The organism is Pseudomonas sp. Z1-14, from assembly GCF_051132005.1.
Classification (GTDB): Bacteria; Pseudomonadota; Gammaproteobacteria; order Pseudomonadales; family Pseudomonadaceae; genus Aquipseudomonas.
Genome location: NZ_CP071646.1, coordinates 142,121 through 158,069 on the forward strand (window position 1 = coordinate 142,121; position 15,949 = coordinate 158,069).

16 protein-coding genes are annotated in these 15,949 nt (G+C 62.3%); 10 read left to right on the plus strand and 6 right to left on the minus strand.

Features of this window, described 5'->3' with window-relative positions; translation table 11 throughout:
• Positions 1-15: 15 nt before the first annotated feature.
• The 4 genes from J3P89_RS00675 (at position 16) to rsd (ending at position 3,808) form a co-directional block, all read left to right on the plus strand.
• Entirely contained in the window at positions 16-1,146 is a 1,131-nt protein-coding gene (locus J3P89_RS00675) for a uroporphyrinogen-III C-methyltransferase (protein WP_434698076.1), read from the plus strand.
• Complete coding sequence (locus J3P89_RS00680; RefSeq protein WP_434696454.1) at positions 1,143-2,378, plus strand: heme biosynthesis protein HemY; 1,236 nt, start codon at positions 1,143-1,145, stop codon at positions 2,376-2,378. Before J3P89_RS00675 ends, J3P89_RS00680 begins: the two co-directional genes overlap by 4 nt.
• 252 nt (positions 2,379-2,630) lie before the next feature.
• The gene (locus J3P89_RS00685) at positions 2,631-3,185 is read left to right on the plus strand and encodes a disulfide bond formation protein B (protein ID WP_434627174.1); all 555 of its coding nucleotides are present in this window, start codon (positions 2,631-2,633) and stop codon (positions 3,183-3,185) included.
• A 164-nt stretch (positions 3,186-3,349) separates the two neighbouring features.
• Positions 3,350-3,808, plus strand: coding sequence for a sigma D regulator (gene rsd, locus J3P89_RS00690; protein WP_305497980.1), 459 nt, complete (start codon positions 3,350-3,352; stop codon positions 3,806-3,808).
• 57 nt (positions 3,809-3,865) lie between these two features.
• On the opposite strand, the gene J3P89_RS00695 is transcribed toward rsd, so the two are convergent.
• A complete protein-coding gene (locus J3P89_RS00695) occupies positions 3,866-4,531 on the minus strand; it encodes an FKBP-type peptidyl-prolyl cis-trans isomerase (RefSeq protein ID WP_434627176.1) in 666 nt (221 codons plus the stop codon).
• Positions 4,532-4,724: 193 nt separating this feature from the next.
• On the opposite strand from J3P89_RS00695, the gene J3P89_RS00700 reads away from it, so the two are divergent.
• Positions 4,725-5,882 carry an AlgP family protein gene (locus J3P89_RS00700; RefSeq protein WP_434696455.1) on the plus strand — a complete coding sequence of 386 codons (1,158 nt, stop codon included), beginning with the start codon at positions 4,725-4,727 and terminating at the stop codon, positions 5,880-5,882.
• Here the strand turns inward: J3P89_RS00700 and J3P89_RS00705 are convergent.
• On the minus strand, positions 5,879-6,343 hold the full coding sequence (locus tag J3P89_RS00705; protein ID WP_434696456.1) for a TIGR02444 family protein: 465 nt from the start codon (positions 6,341-6,343) through the stop codon (positions 5,879-5,881). The two genes, J3P89_RS00700 and J3P89_RS00705, sit on opposite strands and share 4 nt — an antisense overlap.
• Positions 6,344-6,393: 50 nt before the next feature.
• Between J3P89_RS00705 and J3P89_RS00710 the strand changes: the two genes are divergently transcribed.
• The 3 genes from J3P89_RS00710 to rhtB all read left to right on the plus strand — a co-directional run bounded on the left by J3P89_RS00710 (position 6,394) and on the right by rhtB (position 9,612).
• A complete protein-coding gene (locus J3P89_RS00710) occupies positions 6,394-8,304 on the plus strand; it encodes an ATP-binding cassette domain-containing protein (protein WP_434696457.1) in 1,911 nt (636 codons plus the stop codon).
• Positions 8,304-8,885, plus strand: a complete 582-nt coding sequence (locus J3P89_RS00715; RefSeq protein ID WP_434654799.1) for a mechanosensitive ion channel domain-containing protein — start codon at positions 8,304-8,306, stop codon at positions 8,883-8,885. Before J3P89_RS00710 ends, J3P89_RS00715 begins: the two co-directional genes overlap by 1 nt.
• A gap of 94 nt (positions 8,886-8,979) precedes the next feature.
• Complete coding sequence (rhtB, locus tag J3P89_RS00720; RefSeq protein ID WP_434696458.1) at positions 8,980-9,612, plus strand: homoserine/homoserine lactone efflux protein; 633 nt, start codon at positions 8,980-8,982, stop codon at positions 9,610-9,612.
• Between the two features lie 140 nt (positions 9,613-9,752).
• Here rhtB and J3P89_RS00725 read toward each other — a convergent pair whose 3' ends face one another.
• From J3P89_RS00725 to J3P89_RS00740, 4 genes are all read right to left on the minus strand, one after another.
• Positions 9,753-10,496, minus strand: a complete 744-nt coding sequence (locus J3P89_RS00725; protein WP_434696459.1) for a penicillin-binding protein activator LpoB — start codon at positions 10,494-10,496, stop codon at positions 9,753-9,755.
• A gap of 3 nt (positions 10,497-10,499) precedes the next feature.
• Positions 10,500-11,087 carry a penicillin-binding protein activator LpoB gene (gene lpoB, locus J3P89_RS00730; protein WP_305497989.1) on the minus strand — a complete coding sequence of 196 codons (588 nt, stop codon included), beginning with the start codon at positions 11,085-11,087 and terminating at the stop codon, positions 10,500-10,502.
• A gap of 198 nt (positions 11,088-11,285) precedes the next feature.
• Positions 11,286-11,657, minus strand: a complete 372-nt coding sequence (locus J3P89_RS00735) for a DUF1425 domain-containing protein (RefSeq protein WP_434627189.1) — start codon at positions 11,655-11,657, stop codon at positions 11,286-11,288.
• A gap of 18 nt (positions 11,658-11,675) precedes the next feature.
• Positions 11,676-13,070: a COG3014 family protein gene (locus J3P89_RS00740; protein WP_434570992.1), complete on the minus strand. Its 1,395-nt coding sequence runs from the start codon at positions 13,068-13,070 to the stop codon at positions 11,676-11,678.
• 313 nt (positions 13,071-13,383) lie between these two features.
• On the opposite strand from J3P89_RS00740, the gene J3P89_RS00745 reads away from it, so the two are divergent.
• Both J3P89_RS00745 and J3P89_RS00750 read left to right on the plus strand, forming a co-directional pair.
• Positions 13,384-15,282, plus strand: a complete 1,899-nt coding sequence (locus J3P89_RS00745) for an FTR1 family protein (RefSeq protein WP_434696460.1) — start codon at positions 13,384-13,386, stop codon at positions 15,280-15,282.
• 109 nt (positions 15,283-15,391) lie between these two features.
• Positions 15,392-15,847 (plus strand): YaiI/YqxD family protein, encoded by a 456-nt coding sequence (locus tag J3P89_RS00750; RefSeq protein WP_434696461.1) that lies wholly within the window; start codon positions 15,392-15,394, stop codon positions 15,845-15,847.
• Positions 15,848-15,949 lie beyond the last annotated feature (102 nt).

Here is a 15,949-nt window from a genome sequence, read left to right on the forward strand (position 1 = left end):
GCAAAGGATGGATACGTGAGCGAAACAGCCTTGCCAAAAGATCAGGACCAGCCAGCGCTCGATGCGCCGCTTGAAACGGCGCCGCCGATAGCACCGCGTCGCGGCAACGGGCTGGCGATTGTCGCGTTGTTGTTGGGGGCTGCCGGCGTCGCCGTGGGTGGCTGGGGTGTATGGCAAGTGCGTCATCTGCAAGCCAGCACCCAGCAGCAATCCGCCCAGGTCCAGTCGCTCAATGACCAGGCCCAGGGCCTCAAGCTCAATGAGCAACGCCTGAGCGCGCGCCTGGAGCAATTGCCTCCGGCCGAAGAACTGGAGGAGCGCCGCCGCCAGGTTGCCCAGTTGCAAGGCGACCAGCAGCGTCTCAACCAGCGCCTGGAAACCGTGCTGGGTGCCAGCCGCAAGGATTGGCGCCTGGCCGAAGCCGAGCATTTGTTGCGCCTGGCCAGCCTGCGTCTTTCCGCCCTGCAGGACATCAGCAGTGCCCAGGCACTGGTACAGGGCGCCGATGAAATCCTGCGCGAGCAGAACGACCCGGGCTCATTCGCTGCCCGCGAACAATTGGCCAAGACCCTCGCTGCGCTGCGCAGCACCGAGCAGCCGGATCGCACCGGGCTGTTCCTGCAACTGGGTGCCTTGCGTGACCAGGTGCTGCAGCTGACCGAGCTTGCGCCCGAATACAAGGATCGTGGCGAGTCGCTGCTGGGGCTGACGAGTGACGGCGATGGTGCCAGTCGCTGGGCGCAGTGGTGGGACCGGGTCTCGCGTTATATCCGCATCGATTTCAATGCCGATGAAAACGTCCGTCCACTTCTGGCCGGACAGAGCCTGGTCCAGGTGCGCCTGGCCTTGAGCCTGGCGCTGGAGCAGGCGCAATGGGCCGCGCTCAATGGGCAGGCGGCGGTGTACACCCAGGCGCTGGCCGAGGCGCGTGACGTGCTCAGGAACAACTTCAACCAGGACAACCCGCAAAGCAAGATCATGCTCGAGCGGGTTGGCGAGTTGAGCAAGCTGCCGGTGACAGTGGTCACGCCGGACCTGACCGGCACTCTGAGCGCCGTCCAGGCCTACCTCGAGCGCCGCAACCTGAATGCTGAAGACTCGGTCAAACCGCTGCCCAAGGCGGGCGGGCAGGAGACCGCGCCATGAAACGTCTCTACGTGATTCTGTTCGTGGTCATCGCGGCCGCAGCCTTGCTGGGCGTGGCGATTTCCGAGCATTCGGGTTACGTGCTGGTGGCGTACAAGAGCTTTCGCTACGAAGCCGGCCTGTGGGTCACCCTCGCACTGATCGCGGTGGCCTGGTTGTTGTGGCGCGCAGTGTTTGCTCTGGTCGGGCTGGTAACCACGTCCACTGGCGTGGTCAACCCGTGGTCGCGACGCAACCGCAGTCGTCGCGTACAAGTTGCAATCGAACATGGCCAGCTGGACCTGGCCGAAGGCCGTTGGGCCAGCGCCCAGCGGCATCTTCACCGCGCCGCCGAAGCCGAGCGCCAGCCCTTGTTGTATTACCTCGGCGCCGCCCGCGCGGCCAATGAACAAGGCCTCTATGAGCAAAGCGACAGTCTGCTTGAGCGCGCTCTGGAGCGGCAGCCCCAGGCCGAGCTGGCCATCGCGCTGACTCACGCCCAGTTGCAGACGGACCGGGGTGACACCGACGGTGCGTTGAGCACGCTGCAAGCCATGCATGAACGCCATCCTCACAATGCCCAGACCCTGCGTCAGTTGCAGCGCTTGCACCAGCAGCGCGGTGACTGGTCGGCGGTGATCCGGCTGTTGCCGGAGCTGCGCAAGGACAAGGTCCTGCCGCCCGCCGAACTGGCTGAGCTGGAACGGCGGGCCTGGGGTGAAAACCTCACCTTGGCTGCCCATCGCGAAGCTGACGGAAGCGTCGGCTTGCAATCGCTCGATCGGGCCTGGCAACAGCTCACCTCAGCCCAACGCCAGGAACCGGCAATGGTGCTCGCCTATGCCGAGCAACTTCGTCAGCTGGGCGCCCAGGCGCAGGCTGAGGAGGTATTGCGGGTTGCGCTCAAGCGTCACTACGACAGCCACCTGGCGCGTTTGTACGGACTGGTTCGCGGCGCTGACCCGAGCCGCCAGTTGCAAGCGGCCGAGGGCTGGCTCAAGGAGCATCCGAATGACCCGAGCCTGCTCCTGACGCTGGGGCGTCTGTGCTTGCAAAACAGCTTGTGGGGCAAGGCGCGGGATTATCTCGAAAGCAGCCTGCGCATCCAGCGCAACCCTGAGGCTTGTGCCGAACTGGCCCGCTTGCTGGCGCAACTGGGCGATGCGGAGCGCAGCAACCAGTTATTTCAAGAGGGGCTGGGGCTGCTGGACGAGCGCTTGCTGGCGGCACCCTTGCCGGTTCCGAGCACTTGAATTACTAATGAATCATCGTGGCGAGGAAGCTTGCTTCCTTGCCGCATTTTCATCCCGTCGAAGGTGAATTGGGTCCGTTATGCGGCCGCTGAAGCTCTCTTCAGTAAAATCCTACAGCCTGTTGCGCCAAGTCTCGTGGTGCTTGTCGGGTATTCCTTACATCTTTGACGAAGTCTCCGCAACGCCTCGTCTTGAAAGGTCCGAGGGCTTTCCTCTACCGTAACCGCTTGTCTTTTCTGTTACGGAACCGCCATGTCTTTGGCCAGCTCTCGCTCTCTGTTTCTCCTGGCTTCCATCGCCGCGGCTCTGGTTTTGGGGATCACGTTTTACCTGGAATATGCGGTCGGTCTGACCCCGTGCAGCCTGTGCATTTTGCAGCGGTTATGCCTGACGCTGTTCCTGATGACCTGTCTTGCCGCTTGCGTGCATGGCCCGGCTCTGAGAGGTAGCGTTGTGTATGCGGCGGTGGGCGTGGTCTTCGTCTCGGGAGGGCTGGCGCTGGCGTGGTATCACGTCCTTGCGCAGAGCGATTCGATCGAGCTGTTGCCCGACTGCCTCGCCAAGCTCAGGGGCGCCGATTTGTGGTGGCACGCCATGCATCGCGCGCTTGACGGAGCGATCGATTGCACGAGCGTCTCCTGGACGCTGTTTCGTCTGAGCATCCCTGAATGGAGCCTGCTGTTTTTTATCGCGCTCTTCATCTCGATGACTTATCTGCTGCTGCGCCTGGCCTGGAATGCCCTGGTGCCACCGCTCGGCGACGAGACGTCGCAGTTGGTCCGAAGGCTGGATCAAACACTTGTATGAACTTTATAGCCTGCGTACCTTGAAGCAGTTGTCGTGCGGGCATAATCTGGCCGGCACGTATCATTGGAATCATGCCACTCGATCTGGTTGTGTCTGGCTCGTTCCTGGTCATCCAGGTGTGCTCCAGACTGCGAGGGGTGTGACTCAGAAGGGAAGAAATCACCATGCTCGAAAGTTGTCAGAATGCTCAGGAACGCTGGGGTGGGGTGCATCTGCTGATCGACCGCTGGTTGCAGGAGCGTCATGAACTGGTTCGAGCCTATGATGCTCTTGGCGACAAGCCTGAAGCACTGAGTGAAAGTCGCAAGCCTTTGCAGGAATTTTGCGGTGTGCTGGTGGACTATGTGTCGGCCGGTCATTTCGAGATCTACGAGCAACTGACGGGCGAGGCCAAGGCCTTCAATGACAAACGCGGCCTGGAACTGGCCGATACGATTTATCCGCGCATCGACGTCATCACCGAGAAGCTGTTGGCCTTCAATGACCTCTGTGATGAAGGTAAATGCGTAGCGGAAAAATTCAAGGAACTGGGCGGTTTGTTGCATGAGCGTTTCGAGCTGGAGGATTGCCTGATCGAGGTGCTGCACAACGCCCACAAGGAAGAGGCTACCGCCCAGGCTTGAGGGCTTGGCGGTGACATGAAACGGTGCGCTTTGCGCGCCGTTTTTCGTTTAACGGCTTCAGGTCGTTGCGCCCAGCAATTCAATTTCGAACACCAGCGGCGTGAAGGGTGGAATCACGTCCCCGGCACCTTCGGCGCCATAGGCCAGGGCCGAAGGAATCACCAATCGCCACTTCGCGCCCACCGGCATCTGCGGCAGTGCGCTGCGCCACCCATCAATCACGCTGTCAAGATTGAACCACTGCGCCTGATGGTTGGAATCGAACACGGTGCCGTCCGGCAATTGACCGACATACCGCACCTGGACCTTGCCGTGGGGGCCGGCCTTCGCGCCGCTGCCCGGCTTGAGTTCGGTCAGCAGGATGCCGTCCGATAATTGCTGGACGCCCGGCCGGCCTTTTTCCTCATCGAGAAATTTCCGCTCGCTCTTCAGCGCCATTTGCGTTTGTGGCGTGGACGACTGCGCCAGAAGTTGCGCCTGATGTTCGGCCAGGATCCGTTCGATGCGTTCATCTGCCAGGGCCAACGGTTTACCCAGATAGGCCTGCTGCAGGCCTTCGACCAAGGCCTGGATCTCCAGGTCCGGCACGTCCTGACGCAGGCGCTCGCCCAGGCTGGCGCCGAGGCTGTAGGCCAGGTCGCGACCGTCGTTGGCGTCGGATTTTTCAGCGGCCTGAGCCAGGGAGAAAACCATGCAAAGAAATAAAAAAAGGTGACGCGACATGTGTACGTTCTCCGCCCTCGATTTTAGGGATTATGCCAGTGTCGATAACGCTCGAAGCGATTTGTCCTGGCAGTGCTGCAGACTATTTTTTGCCTCGTGCAACGCAACGCCTTGTGTAGTGTCAACATGCCCTAGCGGCGGTTGCAGCAGAGGTCTAGTATGAGCCGCACTCACGTCAGTCAGGAGGTAAACCATGTCGGCCACCAAGAAGCCTGTAAACACTCCGTTGCACTTGCTCCAACAATTGTCGGGCAGCTTGCTCGAGCATCTGGAAAATGCCTGCTCCCAAGCTCTGGCTGATGCTGAAAAACTGCTCGCCAAGCTGGAAAAACAACGCGGCAAGGCGCAGGAAAAACTGCACAAGTCGCGAACCAAGCTGCAAGACGCGGCAACCGCCGGCAAGGCCAAGGCACAAACCAAGGCCAAGGATGCCGTGAAGGAACTCGAAGACCTGCTCGATGCCTTGAAGGATCGTCAATCCGAAACCCGCGCCTACATCCTGCAACTCAAGCGTGATGCCCAGGAAAGCCTGAAGCTGGCCCAAGGTGTCGGTCGCGTTCAAGAAGCCGCCGGCAAGGCGCTGAGCCTTCGCGCGGCCAAGCCTGCCGCTGTATCGGCCAAGAAGCCAGCGGCTAAACCTGTCGCGGCAAAAACTGCGGCCAAGGCGCCCGTCAAGCCAGTCGCCAAAGTTGCCAGCAAGCCTGCTGCCAAACCTGCCGTGAAACCAGTCGCTGCCAGCGCTGCAAAACCTGCGGCGAAAAAACCAGCCGTGAAAGCAGCTGCCAAGCCTGCCGTCAAAGCTCCTGCTGCCAAGCCTGTTGCCGCCAAACCAGCCGCAAAAATTGCCTCCAAGCCTGCCGCTAAAACCGCTGCTGCCAAACCCGCTGCGACGAAGACCGCCGCTGCCAAGCCTGCGACGAAGACCGCCGCTGCCAAGCCTGCTGCGAAAGCGGCGGCCAAACCTGCTGCCGCGAAGCCGGCCGCCAAGGCTGCCGCTGCCAAACCCGCTGCCGCCAAGCCTGCTGTCAAATCGGCGGCCAAGCCGGTTGCTGCTGCCAAGGCTCCCGTCAAAGCCCCTGTAAAGGCCGTGGCAAAACCCGCAGCAGCCAAACCAGCCGCCAAGCCGGCAACGGCCAAGCCGGCCGCTGCAAAACCTGCAGCCAAACCCGCTGCGAAGCCTGCCGTGAAAAAGCCTGCTGCTGCAAAACCGGTGACGGCTCCGGTTGCCAAGCCTGCCGCGCCAGCACCAGCGGCCACAGTGACGCCTGCGCCAACGACCAGCACGCCGGCGCCAGCGGTGAACCCAAGCGTAACCACCGCGCCGAGTACTACTCCGCCCCGCGCTTCCTAAGGGGTGACTGCCGCGACGCGCAGCCGATGCAGCGCGTCGCGGTTGGTTTGGCCGGCATTCGCCACCAGCCTCTGCAGCCACTGCGCTGTCGCTTCATCCTGGCCCTTGGGCCAGTCCCCTGCCTTGGTTTCCAGCCGCTCCAGCAATTGTCGTTCGGCTTCCAGCTCCAGTTTCTTGATCTGTTCGCGCAGGCTACCCAGCCCGGCGTCCTGGCGGGCGAGGTCTTTCCATCGTGTGCGCAGCGTCCGCAATGGCTGGACGACGGCTGCGTCCCAGGGGCCGGCCACGTGCCTAAGCTGCTGCAACCTCTGCTCATCATAGGTTACCCCGCGTTGTTCCAGCCACAGCCCGCAAAGCACCAGGCAGACGTTCGCGCCTTCTGCCTGCAACGCCAGGCAAGCCGCTTCCACGCCAGGCCTGGCATAAAGGTTGATCGAAAAGCTCCACAGATCAGAGGACATCGTGCTACTCGCGCCAGTTGCGAGCGAAGCTGGTAGACTCCGCCGCCATTATGATTCGACTTCAGAACCTGACTTTACAGCGTGGCCCGCAACGTCTGCTAGAAGACGCCGAGCTGACCCTGCACGCCGGCCACAAAGCTGGCCTCATCGGTGCCAACGGCGCCGGCAAATCGAGCCTGTTCGCTTTGCTGCGCGGCGAGTTGCACCCGGACTCCGGCGATTGCTTCCTGCCGGCGGATTGGCGCATCGCCCACATGCGTCAGGAGGTCGATACGCTCGAACGCCTGGCCGTGGATTATGTGCTCGATGGCGACCTGCGTCTGCGTCAGGTGCAACGCGATCTCGCCGCGGCCGAAGCCGCCCATGACGGTGCCGCCCAGGCGCGCCTGCACTCGGAGCTCGACAGTGCCGACGGCTACACGGCGGACGCCCGGGCACGTAAATTGTTGGCCGGCCTGGGCTTTACCAACGAACAGATGGATCGCCAGGTCGGCGACTTCTCCGGTGGCTGGCGGATGCGCCTGAACCTGGCGCAGGCCCTGATGTGTCCGTCGGACCTGTTGCTGCTCGACGAGCCGACCAACCACCTGGATCTGGACGCGATCATCTGGCTCGAAGAGTGGCTCAAGAGTTACCCCGGTACACTGCTGCTGATTTCCCACGACCGCGACTTCCTCGACGCCGTGGTGGATCACGTAGCCCATGTCGACCAGCGCAAGCTCACCTTGTACCGCGGCGGCTACAGTGCCTTCGAGCGTGCCCGTGCCGAACGTCTGGCCCAGCAACAGCAGGCCTACGAGAAGCAACAGGCGCAACGTGCGCACATGGAAAGCTACATTGCCCGCTTCAAGGCCCAGGCTACCAAGGCCCGCCAGGCCCAGAGCCGGATCAAGGCGCTGGAGCGGATGGAAGAACTGTCGGCGGCCCACGTCGACTCACCATTCGATTTTGTCTTCCGCGAATCGAGCAAGATCTCCAGTCCGCTGATCGACCTGTCCGACGCGCGCCTGGGCTACGGCGACAAGACCGTGCTGGAGAAGGTCAAGCTGCAACTGACCCCAGGCGCGCGGATCGGTCTGCTGGGGCCCAACGGTGCCGGTAAGTCGACCCTGATCAAGAACCTCTCTGGCGAGCTCCAGCCCTTGGCCGGACGCCTGACGCGCGGCGAAAACACGGTGGTCGGCTACTTCGCCCAGCATCAGTTGGATTCGCTCGATGCCAAGGCCAGCCCGCTGTTGCATCTGCAACGCCTGGCGCCGACCGAACGTGAACAGACTCTGCGCGATTTCCTCGGTGGTTTCGACTTTCGCGGCGCGCGTATCGACGAGCCGGTGCTGAATTTCTCCGGTGGCGAGAAGGCGCGCCTGGCGCTGGCGTTGATCGCCTGGGACCGGCCGAACCTGCTGCTGCTCGACGAGCCGACCAACCACCTGGACCTGGAGATGCGCCTGGCCCTGACCATGGCCTTGCAAGAGTTCAGCGGCGCGGTGCTGGTGGTCTCCCACGACCGGCATTTGCTCAAGAGCACCACGGACAACTTCTTCCTGGTGGCCGACGGCAAGGTCGAGGAGTTCGATGGCGATCTCGAAGACTATGCGCGCTGGCTGGTGGAATATCGCCAGCGCAACGCACCGGTCAGCAGCACCCCGGTGAACCCGGACAAAACCGACAAGAAGGCCCAGCGCCAGGCCGCGGCAGCGTTGCGTCAGCAGTTGGCGCCGCACAAGCGCGAGGCCGACAAGCTCGAAGCCGAGTTGGGCAAACTGCATGAAAAGCTGCAGAAAATCGAAACCAGCCTTGGCGACAGCGGTCTCTACGAGGCAGCGCGCAAGGACGAGCTGCGTGATCTGCTGGCTGAACAGGCCAGGCTGAAAGTTCGAGAAGCGGAACTTGAGGAGGCGTGGATGCAAGCCCTGGAGTTGCTGGAAAACCTGCAAGCGGAGCTGGAGGCGTTGTCCTGATGGAAGCGTTGTCCCTGCCTATACCCGTCATGTGGATCGAGCCGATCTGGCTCGGTGTGCAAATCCTGCTGATTCTGTTGGTCGGTTATGTTGCCCAGCGTGTCGTCGCGCGCTTCCTCACCGGGCTCGGCGAGCGCTATCCACTGCCGTCCCAGTTGGTGATCATCCTGCGCGGTGTGCTGCGCTGGCTGATCATGGGCAGCGCGGTACTGGTGGCGCTCGAACGCCTCGGCGTCTCGGCCACGGTGCTGTGGACCGCGCTGTCGGGGTTCGTTGCCGTTGCGGCGGTGGCGTTCTTCGCCATCTGGAGCGTGCTCTCGAACCTGCTCTGCGCCATTCTGATCTACACCGTCGGCCCGTTCCGCCTGGGTGACGTGGTCGAGCTGGTCGAGGCCACCGACAAGCCTGGCATCAAGGGGCGGGTGGTGGCGATCAACCTGCTCTACACCACCTTGATCGAACCCGAGGAACTCGGTACCGGCAGCTCCATGGTGCAGGTGCCCAACAGCCTGTTCTTCCAGCGTTCGGTCCGGCGCTGGCGCGGCAGCGAAGCGTTTCCGGTCGGCGGTTTCGTCGAATAGTCCGATCCCTGGGCGGGTTCTGAAAAAAACGGTGGTTATCCGCACGGCGGCGCATTAGTTTATTCGTTTCGACGGAACTGAGCCGAGGTGTGCGATGTTGCTGGAAACGTGGCTGGCGTTCTTCGCCGCCTGCTGGGTCATCAGCCTTTCGCCGGGCGCCGGTGCCATTGCATCGATGTCCAGCGGTCTGCAATACGGTTTCTGGCGTGGCTACTGGAACGCCCTGGGCCTGCAATTGGGCCTGGCGTTGCAGATCGTGATTGTCGCCGCCGGTGTTGGCGCGATTCTCACCGCGTCAGCTACCGCCTTTTACGCAATCAAGTGGTTCGGCGTGGCGTACCTGGTCTATCTGGGCGTCAAGCAATGGCGGGCCATTCCCGCAAACCTTAGCGACGACGCGGCGGTGCGCCCCATCGGCAAACCCCTGGCTTTGGTGTTCCGCGGTTTCCTGGTGAATGTCAGCAACCCCAAGGCGCTGGTATTCATGCTCGCGGTGCTGCCGCAGTTCATCGATCCTCATGCCCCGTTGGTCAAGCAATACCTGATCCTGGGCGTGACCATGATCTGCGTCGACCTCATTGTCATGGCCGGGTACACCGGGCTGGCATCCAAGGTCTTGCGCCTGTTGCGTACCCCGAAACAGCAACGGCGGATGAACCGGACCTTCGCCGGGCTGTTCATCGGCGCGGCAGGTCTGCTGGCGACGATTCGCAGGGCTGCGGTGTAGTTACCGTGGCGAAGGCGAGCTCTTGTGGCGAGGGAGCTTGCTCCCGCTGGGCTGCGTAGCAGCCCCAAAAGAGGCGGTCGCTACGCAACCGAGCGGGAGCAAGCTCCCTCGCCACGAAAGCACTTACCTGGCAATGCGCTTCAGCGCAGGATTACCGGCGCGGTATCCCTCGGCAGGTTATTGCGCTGCGCCGGCTCGCCAGGCTGTTCATGGCTCGGGCCACCGAGCTGCTCGCTCAACTGCCGCGCCACGTCTTCACCCAACGCCTTGGACACTTCGCGCACGACCCGTGGGCGATTGAGGCTGATACGCACGTCCCGGTGGTTCAACAGCTTGGTGTCCTGGCCCTCGCCCATGGCGGTGAAGGCCGAGGTGATTTCATAGGTCTTGGTGTTGATCAGGCTGAAATCCGCCACCAGCGACAGTGCGAGCACCGCCGAGTAGCTGTCGGCAGTGCCCAGCTCGTTGATGTCCCGAGTGAAATCGATGTCCGACACGGTGCCGAACAGCACATAGTCGGCGCCCTTGAAATGCCCGGCCTTGATTCGCTTGATCACGTCATAGACATCGCCCGTGGACGATGCGGTGTGCGGCGTGCCCTGCACCAGCTGGAACATACCGCTGCGCAGGATCTCGCCCTTGATGTCGCCAGTGAACTTGCGCAGTTCGCCTTGCTCGATGTAGCTGCTGGTCGCTTCCATCTCTTCGTAGCTCGACGACGCGCTGGCGCTGTACGGGTTCGCCTGGAAGTTGCTCTGGGCCGAAACGGTGTGGATGTATTCTTCCACGCGTTGCTGGTACGCCAGGTCAGTCACTGCGACTCTTGGGGCCGCCTGCGCACTGAATGCGCAGGCCAGGGCCATGATTCCGATCCATGTACGCATGGCTTAACGCTCCGTGGTCTTGCGGATTTCTTTCTCGTCCATCCATTCGGCCAGACCGCTTTCGACATCGATCAGTTGCAGGCTGAATTTGTAGAAGACGTCCTTGTAGTCTTCGCTGCGCTTGACGATCGAGCTGATGGAACCCTCGATGCGGTACTTGGCGGCGATCATGTTGCCGGTCTTGGCCACTGTGCTTTTTTTGTACAGGCCGCTCTGGTTCTGCAGCTTGAGCTGGTCGACCTGGCTGTCCATGGCATTGTTGTCACTGGCAAAGCGTGCCGCGCCGGTTTTCATCAGTTGGGTCTTGATGCTGGTAGTGATCTCGCGAGTATCGATGTACTCGCTGGTCTTGTTCTTCACGTCGTAGACCTGCACCACCGGACGGCCCTGCAGGATGCCGGACTGAGCGAGGGAGCGGGTCATGGACTCGGCGATCATCTGCAGGTCGGTGGAACCGAACTCGTTGGTGACGGTTTCCACGGCCTTGGTGTCGCCATAGCTGATGTTCTTGTTGCCCAGGACCGGCGAGTTGTTGGCGCAGCCGCTGACCAGCAGGGCGGCGAGGGCGAGGGAGGAGATGCGTAGGAACATTTAGGTGCTCTCTAAAGGAATAAATGAATTAGTCGCAGTGCCAAGCAGGGCAGGCCGTGCCGAAAATCCCCGTGGCGAGGGAGCTTGCTCCCGCTGGGCTGCGAAGCGGCCCCAAAATCTTGCGGTTGCTGCGCAACCGAGCGGGAGCAAGCTCCCTCGCCACGGGGCTGGTGCTGACCTGATCGACCGGAACAGGGCTCAAGGGGTATTGATTTCCAAGCGGAAGTCCACGGCCTTGGGCGTCGGTGCGATGGCCGGCAGGAAGCGGGTCTGTTCGCCATACAGCGTCAGGGTTTTCCAGCTTTCCTCTTCGGCGATCGGGAAGCCTTCCGGTCCCAGCCAGGCGAAGCGGTAATACATCGTCTTGTTATTGAAACTGGTGTTGCTCAACTGCACGTTGACGGTCATGTAGCCGTTTTCGCGGGCGACGCGCATGGCGCCGACCACGATGTTTTTTGTCTTGCCCATCGCCACGACCTTGCTGGCGGCAGTGCCCTGCTCCGGTGGTGGTGGGGTGGCGCAACCGGCCAGCAAGGCCAGGGCGCCGACGGCGATCAGTTTTAAACGCATGTGAACAAGACTCCGTTCTTAAGGTTGCTTGAGGGCGATGGCGGTCGGGTTGGCGCTCGGGATCACCTGGGCCGCGAGGCCGCCGGCGAAGACCTGGCTGCCCACCGCCCGCAGGCTGATGACCTGGTAGCGCTGATCAACCTTGACCTTGACCACCGAGCCGCCTACCGCGCTTGGCAGGGTGACCTGGTGTTCGCCCTTCTTCAGGCGCAGGCGCACCACTTGGGTGTAGTCCGGCAAGGTGCGCCAGGTCCGGGTGTCGGCGCCTTCGAGCACGGCCGAGGTGATGCCCACGGCCAGGCCGGCCAGCGGGTTGGTTTCGTTGATCTGTTTCTGTGCGACGCCACGGGTGATGGCCCGCACGGTCGTGCGCAGGATGATCCCCGGCATGTCGTCGCGCAGGGCCCGGCGCGACATGGCGGTGGTGCTGTTGAGCTGGGTCAGGTCCAACTGGCGGCCGTCGACGCCGATCTGGGCGAAGGTCGCGGTGGAGGTGTCCGGCTTGATCAGCGGGAAGGACAGTGGCGTGATGACTACATTGCCGCTGATCGGCAAGGGCAGCGGGATTCGCATCGAGTCACGGGATGGCGCCAGGCCGCTCTGCACCACAATCAGGACGTCACTGTCGTCGTCCTTCGCGGCAGGCTTGTCGAGGTTGAGCAGCGCCTGTTCCAGCAGCGGGGTGTTGGGACGCAGTTCGGCGGCCTTGCGATAACCCGGCGCGGCCAGATCTTTCTCGCCCAGGGCTTCGTAGACGAAACCTGCCAGGTAATGGCTGAACGCGCTCTGGTAACTGTTTTTCAGGCTGACCACTTCAGGGGCGTCAAGGCTGGCGACCGGATAACCCTTGAGGTCCTTGTATTCGGTCTTGACCCCCTGTTTCTCGGCGTCTTCCTCGCGCTTGAGGTATTCCTTGTCGCGCAGGTCGGCGATCACGGCTTCGCGCTCGTGGGTCTTCTTGATCTGCATCCGTGCGCCGTCGAAGTCATTCACCGCCAGCAGGTTCAACGCCATCTGAGTGGTGAGCATGACCTTTTCATAGTCATAACCCTCATAGCGCCGGACTTTGTCGTTGACCAGGAAACTGCCGAACTGCGCAACGTACTTGGCGGTATCGAGCTTGACGGCGTCTTCCCACTGCCCGACTTGCTGGTCGGCGCTGGTCCAGGCGGTCTGGCTGCCGGACAGGTCGCCCTTGGCACGCAGCAGCTCACCCTTTTCGAAGAAATAGAGCAGGTCTTTGTCTTTGCTGGTGTTGTTTTTTTCCAGCAGGGTCAATGCCGCGTCGACGTTGCCCGAGGCCAGTTGCTGATTGGTCTGGGCCAGTTCGCTGTCGTAGTTGCGAAACGCCGAGCAGCCGGACAGCAAGGTGATCGCGCCGAGGGCGACCGAGAAAAGAGCACGGGATGCCATGAACACTTCTTCCCTGAGTATCAGCCGGGGGGTGCGGGTCGGGCTGGGGCGATCCACGGACAGGCGCTTTTGCGCCGTCGGTTCCTCAAGTCCAGAGGAGCTTTTATGCCTTCTTCTAATAAGTAGGCGGCGCATTATAATCAGTGGATTTGCTTGTGTAGTGGCTTTTTAGTTTCTAAATGATGTTTTTGTGATGTCATCTTCAAAGCATGAAGATCCGATGAAAATGCTTGGCCGGAACACATCGGTGCTTGAGCCAAGCGCATTGGAAGTGAACAATGTGTTACTTCTTATTTCCAATCGAGAGTCATTCATGACTGCCCCGTTTCGTTTCCTGGCCTGGATTGCGCTGCCGATGCTTGCGCTTTGCAGTGCCGATCTGCTGGCTGACACTGTTGAAGGCGCGCCACAGGCGCTGCACTTGCTGGATTACATCGGGGCGGATTACCCGGCGACCGTCGACGCGGGGAAGGTCATCGACGATGCCGAATATCGCGAGCAACTGGAATTCACTCAAGTGCTGGAAGGGCTGGTCGCCGCGCTGCCAGGCAAGCCGGAGAAAGCTGAGCTGACGCAAGGCATCGGTACGTTGCGCAGTGTGATCAGCCAGCGCCAGGACGGCGCTGACGTGGCCCGTCTGGCGCGGCAGCTGGGGGCCAGGCTGGCTGTAGCCTATGAGGTCAGCCAGGCGCCGGTGATCACCCCGGACCCGACGCGCGGGGCGCCGTTGTATGCCCAGAACTGCTCGGTGTGCCATGGTGACAGCGGTGCCGGCGACGGTCCGGCGGGTGTCGGCCTGGAGCCGCCGCCCTCGAACCTGCGCGACGGGCAGCGCCTGGATCGCCTGAGCCTCTACGCGATCTACAACACCCTGGGCATGGGCGTCGAAGGCACCGATATGCCGGCCTTCGCCGATCAGCTCGACGACCGTCAACGCTGGGACCTGGCGACCTACATCGCCAGCTTCAGCGCCGACCCGGCTGCGGCCAAGGGCCAGCAGGCCTTCAACCTTGCCGACCTGGCCCGCCAGACCCCGGCCGAAGTCCTCGCCGCCCAGGGGCCCGCGGCAGCGGCGACGTTCCGCGCCCAGCGCGCCCAGCCACCGCAGGTGCAGCGCGGCCCGGCGCAGTTGCTTGACTACACCGCCGCTACCCTGGACAAGAGCATCGCGGCGTATCGCACAGGTGACCACGACCAGGCCTACGACTTGTCGGTGGCGGCGTACCTGGAAGGCTTCGAGCTGGTGGAAAGCTCACTGGACAATGTCGACGCCAACGCCCGTAAAGATACCGAGAAGGCCTTGATGGCCTACCGTCAGTCCCTGCAGGACGGTTTGCCGGTCGAGCAGGCCGAGCAACGCCTGGACGCGGCCAAGGCCAAGTTGAAAGAGTCCGCCGGCCTGCTCGGTGGCGATGGCTTGAGCTGGTCGCTGAGCTACATTTCAGGCTTGCTGATCCTGCTGCGCGAAGGCCTGGAAGCGATCCTGGTCCTGGCGGCGATCCTGGCGTTCTTGCGCAACACTGGCCAGCAGTCGGCGGTGCGCAGCGTCAACGTTGGCTGGGGCCTGGCGCTGCTGGCCGGCCTGGCGACCTGGGCGCTCGCCGCATACGTAATCGATGTCAGTGGCGCGCAGCGTGAATTGCTCGAAGGCGCGACGGCGTTGTTCGCCAGCGTGATGGTGCTGTGGTTGGGTGTGTGGATGCACGACCGGCGCCACGCAGCGGCCTGGCAGGATTACATCAAGAGCAGCCTGGTGGGCGGCGGAGGCCGTTTCGGTTTCGCGATCCTGGCATTTTTCTCGGTCTATCGAGAGCTGTTCGAGGTGATCCTGTTCTACGAAACCCTGTGGCTGCAGGCCGGCCCGGCCGGGCATGACGCGGTGTTGGCCGGTGGCGCGACGGCGCTGGTGCTGCTGGTGGGACTGGCCTGGGTGATCTTGCGCGGCTCGGCGAAATTGCCGCTGGCGCTGTTCTTCAGCATCAACGCCGGTTTGCTGTGTGCGTTGTCGGTGGTATTTGCCGGTCATGGCGTGAAGGCCTTGCAGGAAGCCGGAATCTTCGGCACGCGGCCGGTGGCGTTCTTCGAGTTCGACTGGCTGGGCATCCATGCCGATGCTTATTCCCTGGCGGCCCAGGCGGTAGCGATCATCGCGATCGTTGTGCTGTACGGGCGCAGTTGGGTGGCGGAGAAACGTCGGGTGCAGGTTTCCTGAAAAAGCATTCGCTGCGCTCATAATCGCGAGCAAGCTCGCTGCCACAGGAGGTAGGCTATCCATTGTGGGAGCGAGCCCGCTCGCGAAGCTTTTAGAGAGGAATAACCCGATGCGTGTATGGATCGACGCCGACGCCTGCCCCAAGGCCGCTAAGGAACTGGTGGTCAAGTTCGCCTTGAAGCGCCAGTTTGAAGTAGTACTGGTGGCCGGGCAGCCGCAGATCAAGCCGGGCCTGGCTCTGGTGAAGCTGATCGTGGTGCCCAGCGGGCCTGATGCGGCGGACGATTATCTGGTGGAGCATGCCGTCCCGGGTGAACTGGTGATCTGCAGCGACGTGCCGCTGGCCGACCGCCTGGTAAAGAAAGGCGTCGCAGCCCTTGACCCGAGGGGCAAGGAGTTCGACGCGCAGAACATGGGCGATCGACTGGCGGTGCGCAACCTGTTCACCGACTTGCGGGAACAGGGCCACATGGGCGGTGGCCCGGCGGCGTACAGCGAGCGGGACAAGCAGGGATTTGCCAATGCGCTGGATCGGATATTGACGCGGTTGTCTCGCTTGTCTTGAACCTTGCCTGGATCCCTGTGGGAGCGAGCCTGCTCGCGAAGGCGGCCTATCAGCCTATGGACAGGTTGCCTGTACCGGCGTTTTCGCGAGCAGGCTCGCTCC

What these genes read in the sequence shown, in the direction of transcription:
- J3P89_RS00680 (WP_434696454.1), top strand. Translation starts at nt 1,143, where the DNA reads ATGAAACGTCTCTACGTGATTCTGTTCGTGGTCATCGCGGCCGCAGCC.
- J3P89_RS00685 (WP_434627174.1), top strand. Translation starts at nt 2,631, where the DNA reads ATGTCTTTGGCCAGCTCTCGCTCTCTGTTTCTCCTGGCTTCCATCGCC.
- rsd (WP_305497980.1), top strand. Translation starts at nt 3,350, where the DNA reads ATGCTCGAAAGTTGTCAGAATGCTCAGGAACGCTGGGGTGGGGTGCAT.
- J3P89_RS00695 (WP_434627176.1), bottom strand. Translation starts at nt 4,531, where the DNA reads ATGTCGCGTCACCTTTTTTTATTTCTTTGCATGGTTTTCTCCCTGGCT.
- J3P89_RS00700 (WP_434696455.1), top strand. Translation starts at nt 4,725, where the DNA reads ATGTCGGCCACCAAGAAGCCTGTAAACACTCCGTTGCACTTGCTCCAA.
- J3P89_RS00705 (WP_434696456.1), bottom strand. Translation starts at nt 6,343, where the DNA reads ATGTCCTCTGATCTGTGGAGCTTTTCGATCAACCTTTATGCCAGGCCT.
- J3P89_RS00710 (WP_434696457.1), top strand. Translation starts at nt 6,394, where the DNA reads ATGATTCGACTTCAGAACCTGACTTTACAGCGTGGCCCGCAACGTCTG.
- J3P89_RS00715 (WP_434654799.1), top strand. Translation starts at nt 8,304, where the DNA reads ATGGAAGCGTTGTCCCTGCCTATACCCGTCATGTGGATCGAGCCGATC.
- rhtB (WP_434696458.1), top strand. Translation starts at nt 8,980, where the DNA reads ATGTTGCTGGAAACGTGGCTGGCGTTCTTCGCCGCCTGCTGGGTCATC.
- J3P89_RS00725 (WP_434696459.1), bottom strand. Translation starts at nt 10,496, where the DNA reads ATGCGTACATGGATCGGAATCATGGCCCTGGCCTGCGCATTCAGTGCG.
- lpoB (WP_305497989.1), bottom strand. Translation starts at nt 11,087, where the DNA reads ATGTTCCTACGCATCTCCTCCCTCGCCCTCGCCGCCCTGCTGGTCAGC.
- J3P89_RS00735 (WP_434627189.1), bottom strand. Translation starts at nt 11,657, where the DNA reads ATGCGTTTAAAACTGATCGCCGTCGGCGCCCTGGCCTTGCTGGCCGGT.
- J3P89_RS00740 (WP_434570992.1), bottom strand. Translation starts at nt 13,070, where the DNA reads ATGGCATCCCGTGCTCTTTTCTCGGTCGCCCTCGGCGCGATCACCTTG.
- J3P89_RS00745 (WP_434696460.1), top strand. Translation starts at nt 13,384, where the DNA reads ATGACTGCCCCGTTTCGTTTCCTGGCCTGGATTGCGCTGCCGATGCTT.
- J3P89_RS00750 (WP_434696461.1), top strand. Translation starts at nt 15,392, where the DNA reads ATGCGTGTATGGATCGACGCCGACGCCTGCCCCAAGGCCGCTAAGGAA.